The organism is Bacteroides intestinalis (assembly GCF_003464595.1).
Classification (GTDB): domain Bacteria; phylum Bacteroidota; class Bacteroidia; order Bacteroidales; family Bacteroidaceae; genus Bacteroides; species Bacteroides intestinalis_A.
Genome location: NZ_QRZF01000001.1, coordinates 485267 through 499644 on the forward strand (window position 1 = coordinate 485267; position 14378 = coordinate 499644).

Below are 14378 nucleotides of genomic sequence, written 5' to 3' on the forward strand. Positions count from 1 at the left end.
CTTCATGTTTTTAATATTAGAAAGTCAAGTTTAAGCCGAATATAAACGAACGCGGAGTCGGATAAGCACCCATATCTACGCCCGGACGAAGACCGTCGAAACCGAAAAAGTTTACATCAGGGTCGTAGCCACTATAGTTGGTAATAATAAATGCATTCTTAACGGAAGCATAAACCGAAGCATTCTGGAAACCAATCTTGCTCATCCATGTTTTCGGTAATATATAGTTCAGAGTAATGTCGGCACAACGCAGATAACTGGCATCTTCTACATAACGGTCCATAACATAGTTCTGTATAACGAATGTGGAACTCGGATACAGGTTGGAATGATTGCTTTCTGTCCACATATTCTGATAAGCTTTACGGGTGAGATTATTAGATCTGGTTCCCGGAGTATTAACATAGCGATTGTTGGTATTCAGAATATCTTTGCCTTGTACACCGGCAAACGAAGCCGACAGACTCAGGTTTTTCCAGGAAATATTTGTAGAGAAACCGTAGGTAAAATCAGGATTCGGATCACCGATAACATCACGGTCGTTTACATTTACATCACCGTCTCCATCGCTATCTACAAATTTGATATCGCCGGCTACCGGAGTAACCTTATTAAATGTCTTGTAATAACCAACCGTACCATCTTTTTTAGTATATCTCACACCTTGTTCTGTTATATCTTCCGGCTGTACGATACCCTGTGTAACATATCCGAAGAACAAGCCCGGAGCTTCACCTTCCAGGAAGACATGGCCTACACCGAAGTGGTCGCCTATCGAGTTACCATAATATCCTACTTTCTCACCCAGGAAACCAAAGTCAGATGGCAGAAGTCCCAACTCGGCAATCTCGCTCTTGTTGAAACCGATATTACCGCTTACGCTCCACTTCCAATCTTTCTTATCAATAATCTGTGCGTTCAAAGAGAGTTCAACACCATTATTCTTCATTGATCCCTGATTATAATAAGTGGAAGCAAATCCGGCAGAACCCGGCAGAGTTCTGGAAATAAGCAAATCAGTAGTCTTCTTCTGATACACGTCGAGAGTACCACTCAAGCGTGAGTTAAACAAACCGAAGTCCAAACCGGCATTCCATGAAGCTGTCTTTTCCCATTTCAAGCTGTTATTTGACAGGTTGGTTACCGTAAAGGCTGTCTGGGCATTGCCGGAACCATCAGCATAATAAAGATTGGAATTAGAACCATACATAGAGAAGGTAGAATACGGATCAATACTTTGATTACCGGTAACACCATAGCTCACACGAATCTTCAACTGGCTCAACCAAGAGATATTTTTCATAAACTCTTCCTGTTCCATACGCCATGCCAACGATGCAGACGGGAAGTATCCCCAACGATTACCTTTAGCAAATTTACTGGAACCGTCAGCACGGAAAGAAGCAGTAATCAAGTACTTGTCGAGAATGGAAAGATTAGCACGTCCCAGATAGGAAACCAACTGGTAGTCTTTCTGGATAGGCTGGGCATTGTTTACATTACCTGCCATGTGAAGACCATTCTCACGCATTTCAAAGAAAGTGAATTGATTGGCGGTAGTATTTTTGTTCAGGAAGTTATAATCTTCGTAAGTAACACCAGCCGTAGCATCCAAAGTTGCGAAAGACTTGAGCTTCGTACTGTAATTCAGGATATTCTCAACGGAAACATTATTCTTATTCAAGTCTGACAATGCCAGCAAACCTTGGTTGTTCATACCTTGGTAAAGTTGCAGACCGTACCAACGCTTGCGCTCGTTGATATTCAAGTTACCACCGGTACGAAGGTTATAACGGAAGAATTTGTTAATCTTCCAGGTCAGGTCCAGACTGGCTTTGAAAGTTTTATCATCTGTTACGTCTACATAATCATTCAACCAACTGAAAACAGTTGTCTTGTTCTCATTATTAAAGCTGGGGTCACCTTCCGGCATTTCAAATGGAGCATAGTCCAATGCCGTACGTGAGATAGCACCGGTAGAACCTCCCAATGTATTACCACCCGCCATCATATCATTCTGACGAAGTGCACCACTCAAAGACAGGTCAATCTTTACGGCTTTTGATACTTCCGCGCTCAGGTTGGCACGTAAGTCACCCTGTTTCAAAGAAGTTTGCTTTACCGTACCGTTGATGTCCTTGAAATTGGCAGATATATAATAGGTAATCTTATCCGATCCACCATTCAAAGACAGAGAATAATTCTGTGAGAATGCCGAAGTATAGATTTCCTTCTGCCAGTTGCGGTAGGTTACAACGTTGTAAGTTTCGGGATTATTAGCATCATATTTGTCGTAAGAACCATTGAATACATATCTTACCTGGTCGCCTACAATATGAAATGGTACAAGGCCATCCTGAATTCTGCTATTTGCATAATTAGCATACTCTTCCAGGTTGATCATATCCAACAGATTCGTAGTATTGGCAATCGTGAATGTAGCCGAAGCATTGACTTTAGCTTTTCCAGCCTTACCTTTCTTAGTAGTAATCAGGATTACACCATTGGCACCACGCGAACCGTAGATAGCGGTTGAAGAAGCATCTTTCAAAACAGTAATGTCTTCAATATCGCCAGGGTTCAAAGAAGACAACGGATCTTGATTGATCTGGAAGTCTCCACTGATACCTGAAGAAGCAAATTCACCTGTTGAAGCTTGCGGAACATTATCAATAACATACAGCGGCTGGTTGTCGCCACGAAGTGAACTGGCACCACGAATCGTAACCGAAGAAGCGGAACCAACAGCCGAAGAAGTTGAGTTAACGACCAGACCTGCCACTTTACCGGACAATAAGTTATCAAGAGAAGTAGCCTTAGCCGCATCATTCGGATCAGGACGCAGGCTGGTTAACGCACCGGTTACATCACCTTTACGGGCTGTACCGTAGGCCACTACCACTACTTCATCCAACACTTGCGTATCATCTTTCAATGATACATTTATTACGGTCTTGTTTCCCACAGGGACTTCCTGCGTTTCATAACCGATAAAAGAAAATACTAATACGGATTTAGAGTTGGGAACATCGATCTTATAGTTACCATCCACATCGGTAATGGTTCCTAAAGACCCTCCTTTTACTTGTACATTGACACCGGGTACACCTTCATTGGTGCTGTCAATCACTTTACCTGTCACCTTAATCGTTTGCTGTGCCAAAGCAGCGGCAGTAGATGTCAAACAGAGCAGGCATACCAGAAATACATTCAATAATTTCTGTCTCATAGAATTAAATTTAAATTAGTTATAAACTATCGTTAACATTGATTTGTGATGCAAATGTAAAACGATAGCAAAGGAGTGTCTGTACAAGATTCACTATTTCCAGGTTCAAAATTGACTATCCGGACGACAAAAACAAATAATAGTCAAAACTGGAGGCGAAGTAGACAAATTTGGAGCTTATTTCCAAGTAATTTCATGCAAATTGTATTGTGCGGTTCATAACAAAAGAGTATTTTTGCTCCAACCTATCCACAATACCCATGAGAAAAACCCTGTTAACCACATTACTATTATTCCTGCTACTGTCCTTTTCATACAAGGTGGCAGGAAATACCCAATATACTTTCCAACAGATAAGTACGCAGAACGGCCTGTCTTCTTCGGTTCGCTGCCTGGTAGTGAGCCATGAGAAAGGGTATGTCTGGATTGGAACAAGATCAGGTATCGGACGCTTCGATGGCTACGAACTCAGGAAATACCTCCACGATAATATCACTCACATCATTGAAGACAAAGAAAATACCATTTGGGCCATTACTCCCAAAGGGCTTTTCTACTACAATTATCAGGAAGATGAATTCCGGCAGGCACGCGATGAGGATAATAATCCGGTAATAGCTACCTCCATTTGTCCTTGGGAAGACGGTGTATTATTCGGTGGAAGCGGCAAATTATATAAGTATGACTATGCCAATCACCAAATCAGATTCCTGTGTGCCCTCACCAATAATAAGTATAATATTACCAGCCTCCAGAAATGGGACGATCATACCCTGATGTGCACCAACCGATGGAGTCGTGCACTACTCATTGATCTCCCGACAGGCCAGACCCATCCCGTACCTTTCGAAAGTAACGAACTGATAGCCACTCTTATCGACAAAAACGGGAATATATGGTTGGCTCCTTACCATCAGGGTGTGAAGTGCTACGACCGGAACGGCAAGCTTCTTCACTCTTATGATACCACAAACTCTCGGTTGCAGACCAATGTCGTACTTTCTTTAGCCGAACGCGACGGGCAGATATGGGTGGGTACGGATGGTTCCGGTATCTATATTCTGAATCCCAAGGACGATACGATGTCTGTTCTTGTGCGAGTTCCCGGAGATCCATACTCACTACCTGCGAACTCAATCCTTTATTTATATACTGACTCCAATAATAATATGTGGGCAGGCAGTGTGCGTGCCGGCTTAATACACATCAAAGAAGCGGGAATGAAGATTTATTCGGATGCATTGCCCGGATTTGAATACGCACTCAGTGAAAAGTCGACACTTAGCATCCACCAGGATGAAAAAGAAGATATATGGGTTGGAACAGATGGCGGCGGAATCAACCGCCTTAATCCTGTCACTAAGAAATTCCACCATGTGCTCTCTACCTGGGGAGATAAAGTATCTTCCATCACAGGGGTAGATCAGAGACATCTTCTGGTTTCTTTATTCAGCAAAGGGTTATTCTTTTTTGATAAACAAACTGAAAGCTACCAACCACTTATTATCATCAACGATAGTATAAATACCCTCTTATGCAAACGGGGAAAAACGGTTAATGTATTCCGGAACACACCGGAAACAATATTATTATTATCCGAAATGCCATATAGCTACCACTTAGCCCGGAAAGACTTCACACCTATTCCTCTGGACAAACCTGCCCAAGATGTCATCGGCACGCTCCTGCCTATATGCCAGAACGGTTTCGTTTCCTATCTGCATGATTTCAAACGGATTTACCGGATCGATTCCCGAAAGAACCGGTTAGAAACCTTATACAGTTGCAAAGGTGATACCATATTCAATTCTGTATCTACCGATGAAAACGGGATTTTCTGGATAGGAAGCAATTATGGGCTCAGTTACTATTCCATGGAAAAACAGCAATGCGTCAATATTCCCAATAGTCTGATCAATGAAATTAATTCACTGATTTGTGATCAGCGGGGACGTGTATGGATAGGAGCAGACAGCAAACTATTCGCCCACCTGATTCAAGAAGGAGAGTTCATTCTTTACGGGGAGTCAGATGGAATCATTCTGAACGAATATCTGGAGAAACCTCGTTTACTCTCCACACAAGGCGATATCTATATGGGAGGTGTCAACGGACTGCTTTGTATCAACAAACAACTCCCTGACGAACCAAACGCCCCTCCTATTCTTGAACTGGCAGACGTTTGGGTAGGCGGAGAACGTATGAATGCCTTGATGAGTACCGGACGAAGACTGAAAGTAGAAGAACAAAGTAAACCCATCACCATTAAAATCATTGCCCACGATAAAGATATCTTCCGCAAACCGATGTATCGTTATACCTTACTCGGCATGGAAGGGCAAGTGATTTACTCCTACCAACCGGAACTGACATTAAGCGGACTACCTGCAAGAACCTACCAAGTGATGGCCTCCTGCAGTACCCGTACCGGGGGATGGACTGAGGATTATCAGATTCTGGAACTCATAGTCTTACCACCGTGGTATAAATCCAACTGGTTTATCAGTATTTGTTTCATATTGATAGTTTCAGGGGTGATATTGGCATTCTTCTCCCTGTTGCATCGCAAAGAAAACAAATTGAAATGGGCCATGAAGGAACATGAGCAACAGGTTTATGAAGAGAAAGTACGTTTCCTTATCAATATCAACCATGAATTGCGCACCCCACTCACCCTGATACACGCCCCGTTAAAGCAATTGCTGGAATCACTATCGCCGGAAGACGACAAGTATCCGGTTATCCAAAGCATTAGCAAACAGTCCGGACGCATGAAGAACCTTCTGAATATGGTGCTGGATGTACGCAAAATGGAGGTAGGGCAAAGCACGCTGAATGTAGGAACTGTGGAACTAACTCCATGGATAGAACAACTTATAACAGATTTCAGACCGGAAGCCCAGTTAAAAGGCATCTCCATCTTATATAGTCCCGGACCGGAAGTGGATACTCTTTGCTTTGATAAAGAGAAATGCACTACCATATTAATAAATCTGCTGATCAATGCGTTGAAGTACAGCCCTGAGAACAGTCTGATTCGTCTCACTACCAGCCTGTCAGACGATAAGAGCCGTGTACGCATCTCTGTTTCCGACGAAGGTCCCGGATTGAAAGATGTAGATATAAACAACTTGTTTATCCGTTTCTATCAAGGCAACAATAGCCGCCCCGGAACAGGCATCGGCCTCTCCTACTCTAAAATTCTTGCCGAACAACATGGCGGAAGTATAGGTGCCTATGACCATGGAGATATGTCCGGTTCTACCTTCTGGTTCGAACTGCCGCGAGACATACAACCGGGAAAGGTTACTCTGCAACCGCAAGCCTATTTGAATGAGTTGCTGGCTCCCACCCAGGAAGTCGAAAGCATCCCAAGCGATATTCTAAACAAAGAGGATACCCAAAACTGTACTCTCCTTATCGTGGATGATAACAAAGATCTGACAGATTATCTATTCTCCGCCCTTAAGAATAAATTCAAAGAAATCCGGGTGGCTTATGACGGTGAAGAAGCCTTGCGTATCTGCCGTGAATCTTCACCGGAAATTGTAGTCAGTGATATTCAGATGCCACGTATGAATGGCTATGAATTATGCAAGCATATCAAAGAAGACCTGGAAATCAGCCATATCCCCGTTATCCTGCTTACAGCCCGCAATGATGAGGAAAGCCAGTTATTCGGTTACAAGAACGGAGCGGATGCATACCTGACCAAGCCTTTCGAAGTAGACATACTTTATACCGTTATCCAAAGCCAACTGAAGAATCGCGAACGGATACGGATACGTTATGCTGAAGCCGGCCCACTCCCCCTGCCACAGGAAAGTACATTCAGCTCGGCCGATGAGAAATTCCTCAACCGCCTGAATAAACTGATCTCCGAGAATCTGGATAACCTGCAAATGGGGATACCGTTCCTTTGTACGGAATTGGGTATCAGCCGTGCAGGTCTTTACAACAAGCTGAAAGCATTGTCGGGGATGGGGGCCAATGATTATATCACCAAACTACGGATAGAACGGAGTGCCTGGCTGCTTACCCATACCGCGCTCAGCATCGTTGAAGTCGCAGACCAGACAGGGTTCTCAACTTCCCGCTATTTCAGTACGGTGTTTAAGCAATACATGGGGTGTTCGCCCACTCAATATAAGGAAGAACATAAACCTATATAGGGAGAAAGTTGAGGGTGTAATGCCGTCTTTTGCAATACATCTTTATGCTATCAGCTACAGATCAGGTAATGTAACAGGAAACATCTCGCTGTCTCTGTGTTCCCTCTTAATAATCTCTTTCATCTGTTTCACAATATCGGGATGAGCAGCTGCAATATCATGATCTTCATGTACATCATTTGCGAGATCATACAGATAAGGTGTCCCTTTCTTAACTATCAGTTTCCAGTCTCCCATACGGACACCAATCTGATCTGTTTCATGGAACTCCCAATAAAGGAAATCATGTTTTTGCTGCTTGCCGTCGTCCCCCAACAAGGTCGGAACAAAAGAGATGCCATCGAAGCAATCATTCTTTATCTTTTTATTTATGTACTTCTTCGGAAATGCTTTATCCACCATCAACTCACAGAATGTAGGCATCACATCGTAGAAAGCCAATTGGTGATCATTCACCTTGCCTGCTGATACATGCCCGGGCCAACGCACAATAAAGGGGATTCGTATACCACCCTCATGGCATTGCCGTTTCAGACCACGTAGCTTACCATCCCTCCCAAAGAATTCGGGATCTGCTCCACCCTCTTCGTGGGGACCATTATCACTGCTAAAGATAACAATCGTGTTATCATCAAGACCTTTCTCTTCCAGCTTCTTCAAGACTTCGCCTACATAACTATCAAGGCGGGTGATCATACCGGCAAACTCAGCATGGGTATGCTCCACGGCATTGTATCGCGAACCTTCGGAACCTCCCCAGGTTTTATCTCTGAAGAATTGCTTTTTGTATCCTTTCAGAATGGAGTCATTAGGCTGCGCCAGTTCGGCATGTGGAAGCGTATAAGTGAAGAAGCCATAAAAAGGTTGTTTGCCATCCTGCTTATCAATCCACTCCATGGCTTTCTGATGAATCAGGTCAGCAGAATATTGCGAACGCTTTTTGTAATCATCACCAAACATGGGATAATTGATGTTGTCTTCCATTACAATACGTACGACTCCGGTATCCCCTTCCTCTTTACTGTATCTGTTTAGGAAGTTGGGATAGTACAAATGTGCCTGAAACTGACATATATAACCGTAGAATTCATCTACACCCCGTTTATCCGGTGTGGAGCAGGAACCTTCGTAGCCGCCTGCCCATTTACCGAAAACTCCTGTAGTATAGCCATTCTTCTTCATGATTTCGGGCAGAATAATGTGGCCTTCATCATACGGTTCCTGCCCCACGACAGAGAAATCTTTATTGATACCGTATGTCACGGTAGGAACATTCTTCCAATATTCTTTATTACCACGCACATGAGTATGCCCAGTGTGCTGCCCGGTCATCAAAGAAGCACGTGAAGGTGCACTAACCGGACTACCGGCATAAGCTTGGGTAAACAGCATACCTTCCTGCGCCATACGGTCAAGATTGGGTGTCTGGATATATTTCTGTCCGTAACATCCCAAGTCGCCATAGCCCATATCATCGCAGAGAATAAAAATGATATTAGGCCTAGATGAATTATTAGCCGCATTGCTATATAAAGAAATAGCGGCCAACAATCCTGTACCCAAAGTTACTTTTATAGATTTCATACCATTGTTTTTCTATTTCACCGGGAAGGTTCATTCACTTCTTCTCACCAAAATCTTCCTGCTGCTTCTCGACTTCTTTCAGCTTCTGCGCATTCTGTTCTTTCTGCAACCGCTCCTGTTCCAACTCAGCAGCCGATTTTACAGCTGTTCCTCCCAATCCGGCGGCAGAAGGATTTGAAATAAGCGCCGCCTCTTTCCCCGAATATAGTAACGGATGCTCTGTCGGCACACTCTCCAACTCCAGTACAGCACTGGTGGGCATCTGCGAACCTTCAAACAGCACACTGGCTGTCACCTTTATCTTGCCCGGTTTCAAGGTCGACTGTATCAGTACCGGAGCAGTGCCCCACTTTACAGGTGCGGGATTTGCCAATATGGAAGCATCTCCCAGAAGGCGTCCTTCGCCTTCCACATGGAACTTCACATAATAATTATTCAAGCGCTTTATATTTCCATTTTTATCAGCAACGGCAGCCACCACTGTTACAAAGTCGGAGCCATCGGCTTTCAAGTTAACCCCTTCATTATCTATCCAAAGCAGTAGCTTCTCCGGACGACGTGCCGGATGCACCTCATGAGTGGCAACCACTTTGCCATCTATCAGCCCTTCGGCCAGCAAAAGTACATCTTCTTGTTTTTTCTTCCGGGACATGGCTTTGTCCATCTGAAAATCATAGACATCCGGGAAAGTGATAACAGGTGAAGGCATACCGGCTTCTGTCAGTGACTTGCTGTAAGTAGACCCTTTCCCGTCTCTCATGAAAGTAAGCCGTACTTCCTCGCAATTCGAATAAACAGTGACATCCTTACTTGAGAATGGAGTCATTTCATGGGCTATATAAACCATCGGGCCAGTCTCGAAAAGGCGTTCCTGTTTCTCGGGCGAACGCTGTGCCTTGAACATATAGTACGAATACTTGGGCTGACGGAATACATCCATCAATCCACCATAAAACGGATCGGGATGGTAACCACGTTGATGGTCGAACGAGTGCCAGAGACATCCGCCCACGTGTTGCCGGGGAGTGCGATAAAGAGCATCATAGCAAGTATAAGTATAGGCAGGATTGGCATAATGCCGGGCCTGGATGAGCATAGGTTGCTCTCCCCAGTTGCGTGCTACACGACTGGGTGAGTTATGCGAACTCCAATCATCCACATTGTCGCCCCATTCACGGGTAAAATAGGTAATTTTAGGATCGGCATTCGGATCCCCCCAGGCCTTCCCGTCAAAAGACGGATGGGTGAAAAGTACCGGGAAATATTCTTTGCCACGCGCTCCGCTGTCGCAGCCGGAATAACAATAAGGGTAAGGATATTCCTGATCGACCAGTTCACGGGTTTTCTTGGCAAAATCATCCGGATACCAGGTTTCATTCAGGATAGGCTCCCACAACCAGACACAAGCATGGTTACGGTCACGGCGTACCAGATTACGTATATCACTATATACACGTTGTGCAAATTCAGGGGCATCATTCCAGAACTGCCAGCCCGGAGTATTGACTATTACAAACAAACCGAGTTCATCGCATGCATCCATGAAAGCAGGGTCTTGCGGACAATGGGCATTGCGGATCACCTTCATTCCGGCATCCCGCAGTTTCTTTGCGTCACGCCAGTGAATGCTGTTGGGTACAGCATTACCTACTACAGCAAAGTCCTGGTGACGATTGGCGCCGATCAACGGTTCTTCATAAGGTTTGCCGTTCAGCCAGAAGCCATCCTTACCTTTAAATTCCACACTGCGGATACCAATACGGCGACGGTAACCATCCACCACTTTTCCTTCGTGGTCGCGGATACGTACAATCAGATTATATAAAGTAGGAGTCTCCGGACTCCACAACAATGGACTCTTTACTGTGATTTTATCTTTTGAAGTAACAGCCTTACCCGGACGTACCTGTATTTTATCATTCAGGAACGCCACCTGAGTACCATCCAGTTGCTGCAATTCATATTCCACAACTCCTGTAAAAGTTTTACGGCTTTCATTACGTAGATGAGCTTTCAGCAATACTTCAGCCGAAGCATCCGATACCTTATCATAAGCCACAAACAGACCGCCACCTGCGACCTCGTCCTCAAAGTTAGGGTCAGTGATAAAGACAGGGTTATGAGCTACCAGCCAGCAATCACGGTAGATACCACCGAAATAGGTAAAATCAAGAACATCCTGTGCCTTTCCGGGAGGATAAGACGGATCATCACTATTGTCCGCCCATACGGCAATCACATTATCCTCTCCCCATTTCAGGGCATCGGTTACATCTACAACCACCGGCAAGTAACCACCAAAATGCTCTTTTATCAACCGGCCATTCACAAACACCTTGCTCTTCCCCATGATGGCTTCAAAATGCAGGAATAATTTCTTTCCTTTCAATGCATCTGCGGGAGTGAAGTGCTTACGATACCAAACTTCACCTTGGTAATTGATACAACCGCTGGCTTCTGTAGGCAGATATTCAATTCCATTAGGCAGGGAGACTACAGCCCATTCCGTATCATCAAAACTTATAGCCTCAGCACCGGCAACGCTTCCTTTATAAAAACGCCAGGCCGGATTCATGAAAAACACTTCACGTCCGGAATTGGGTAATTCGAAGAAACCGGCAGTGGAAAACTCTGGTTGGTGAGACGCCTGCAATGTGCTGCAGGGAACTAACAATAAAACAATTAGAATTAAATAAATGATTTTTCTCATGAAGATAGTATTATTTTAGGTGTACACGATTTGATGCAACAACAACTGTTCACAACATCCGATACAAAAATAGGGCAAAACAGAAGATAAGTATCACAATAATCACTATTTTTTAATCCAATTTTGTCTAACCACCTATTCTTTTTACCTTCAACAAGACGAAAGAGTATAAAATAAGGATGAGAATGTATCAGCACGAATACATTCTCATCCCATCCTAATTTAGAAACTACTGATTACCTTAAATTATTCTACCTTTACTATCCGAATATCAAATAGTCCTCCTACCGTATTATTTTTCTTTGCATGTAACTTCACCGTCACGGATTTCTTTCCGGAAAGCAGTTCTTTGGGAAGCGGTACTACTTCATAATAGAATAGATCCGGAATGTCTTTAGGTTGGCAACGATCTATTGTAGCAATCTGCTTTCCATCTACCAATACATCGAATACCCTTGCACCTCCATCCGTATTGATGAACTGCATGTAGAGACTTTGAGGTACATCCGGCAATACCGCCATCTGGTACATAAAGTAACCGCCATTGGAAGCATGCCTCCATGAACGACCATATGCTTCACCCCAATCCATATTCACACCCGCCAGTTTATGATCGCTCTCCGAAAGTGGCGACTGAATCAGTACATGGTCTACCGTATTCGCTTGCAACATCTCATTTTCCAGGATAGTCTTCTTTTCCTGGTCATAAACAGCCTGATAATCTTTCATCTGTTTATAAAGCGGGAAATAGATGGCATAACGGTTGAAATGAATTCTATTGAAAGGAATCAACTCAAAAGTAGTGGAAGCTACCTCCGATGAACATTCAAACACTAATTCCTTATCCGGTTTTCTGGAAACTGCTTTCTTTATTTTATCTAAAGAACCTATTAACGCAGGAGCTGTCAGCATTGGAATTTCTAAAGTGGCAACCGTTCTTTTCGGGAATCTGAAACTATAGGCTTCTTCCAGTCCATTATTGCCGACTTTTGCTGCCAGGACTACGGGACCATAGAGAAATGCAGCATATTTATCACTGCCTTTCAGATATTCTACTGTAACCTGGGGAGTTAATTCCACCTCTACTTTGTCTCCATTGCTCCACGAGCGGTCCAACTGTACATAACCTTCAGTGTTCGGAGCTAACTGCATCTTCTTGCCATTCACCCATACGGTCATCTTCTTCGCAGTCGACCAATGAGGTTTGCGGATATTCAAAGTGAAATGAACGCCAGCAGCCGTATTGATTACAAAACCCACCTTATTATTATCAGGGAAGTCCGTGTTCTGTACCAGTTTCACACCCTTATCTTTCCAGTTCAGCTCGGAAGGCATAAAGAGGTTGACATACAACTCGGAACCTTGATGCGCATATATCATCTTTCCAAACTTTGCAGGAGCCTCCATACCTGTACCGGTACAGCACCAGAAACTATGATGCTGGGTTCCATATATCCGGTAATGTGCCGGACGCATAGAAGTATAGTAAGTACACATTCCTTCATGAGGATCATAATTAGCTAGGATATGATTATACAATACCCGTTCGTAATAATCCACCATCTTCATTCTTCCGTAATCCTGATACAAGGTTTCCGTCAGCCTCATCATATTCACGGAATTACAAGACTCCGGTCCTCCGTCACTTGGCACTCTCTTTTCAAACTGATCTACCGGAAAGAAGTGCTCTCCCGTACTGTTTCCACCAATCACCCAGGTATGCTTGTCCACCACAGTTTCCCAGAAGAACTGTGCCGCCCGGGTATACTTATCTTCCCGGGTATAGTTGTATACCTTCTCGAAACCCGTGAACTTGGGAATTTGCGTATTGGCATGCCAACCGTTCAATACATCCCGTTCCTCGGCTGCGGGAATAAGCATGTCTTCATCATTCAGAAGTTTAGCCCATTTCAGGTACTTCTCATCGCCTGTAATCTCGTATACAGTGATATACGACTCATTGATAGAACCATGTTCACATACCAGTAACTCCTGAATCTGTTCATAAGTCAGTTTATCCAGAACCTGATATCCAAACCAGTCAGCCATCTTCACCAGCACATCTTTTGCTTGAGGAAGATCACAACCCAGATAGGCATTATATAACCCTAACATGATTTTATTCATGATGTATACAGGTTCCCATACTCCGTTGATTGTCGGATTGTTGGTAGTGAACTTTCCACTCACTACTTCTTCAAAGATGCGTCGCCCGTTGATCGTTGCCAACAGATAGCCATCTCCCTGGGCATCCTGACACTCTTTCAGTCCGCGAACCATCTTTTCAATCTTTCTCCTCAGTGCCTCATCTCCCGTAGCTTCATACATCATTGACATGGAAGACAACGAGAAGCCCATAATATGCCCGGCCAGAGGGCCACCACCCCAGACATCTTCGGACTCCCAGAAAGGATAAGCGGGTGCATCAGAAGCAAGACCTGCCTCCCGCCGGAACCAGGATAACAGACGTTCCGGCTCCAATGATAGTAGATAAGCATGATCCAGTTCCTGAATGTCTTTAAACTGGCTGTCGCCCAGTCTCACGTCCGTAAGCGGAAACAAAGTCCGTTGTGCGGGTTGCACAGGGTTCACCACTATTTTAGTATCTGCAGCTTCGGCAGTTGTGTAGGCACTTAGCAAAGTACCTACCAGCAAACAAGTTATATATTTCATCCGTTCTGTT

The 14378-nt window shown here is 44.2% G+C and carries 5 protein-coding genes; 1 reads left to right on the top strand and 4 read right to left on the bottom strand.

Features of this window, described 5'->3' with window-relative positions; all coding sequences use genetic code 11:
• Positions 1–16: 16 nt before the first annotated feature.
• Positions 17–3229, bottom strand: a complete 3213-nt coding sequence (locus DWW10_RS01710; RefSeq protein WP_022393718.1) for a SusC/RagA family TonB-linked outer membrane protein — start codon at positions 3227–3229, stop codon at positions 17–19.
• Between the two features lie 260 nt (positions 3230–3489).
• On the opposite strand from DWW10_RS01710, the gene DWW10_RS01715 reads away from it, so the two are divergent.
• The gene (locus DWW10_RS01715) at positions 3490–7401 is read left to right on the top strand and encodes a hybrid sensor histidine kinase/response regulator transcription factor (protein ID WP_182021338.1); all 3912 of its coding nucleotides are present in this window, start codon (positions 3490–3492) and stop codon (positions 7399–7401) included.
• A 54-nt stretch (positions 7402–7455) separates the two neighbouring features.
• Here DWW10_RS01715 and DWW10_RS01720 read toward each other — a convergent pair whose 3' ends face one another.
• From DWW10_RS01720 to DWW10_RS01730, 3 genes are all read right to left on the bottom strand, one after another.
• A complete protein-coding gene (locus DWW10_RS01720) occupies positions 7456–8985 on the bottom strand; it encodes an arylsulfatase (protein WP_022393720.1) in 1530 nt (509 codons plus the stop codon).
• A 34-nt stretch (positions 8986–9019) separates the two neighbouring features.
• Positions 9020–11695, bottom strand: coding sequence for a glycoside hydrolase family 2 protein (locus tag DWW10_RS01725; RefSeq protein WP_022393721.1), 2676 nt, complete (start codon positions 11693–11695; stop codon positions 9020–9022).
• 246 nt (positions 11696–11941) lie between these two features.
• Positions 11942–14368: a glycoside hydrolase family 127 protein gene (locus DWW10_RS01730; RefSeq protein ID WP_022393722.1), complete on the bottom strand. Its 2427-nt coding sequence runs from the start codon at positions 14366–14368 to the stop codon at positions 11942–11944.
• Between the last annotated feature and the right edge of the window lie 10 nt (positions 14369–14378).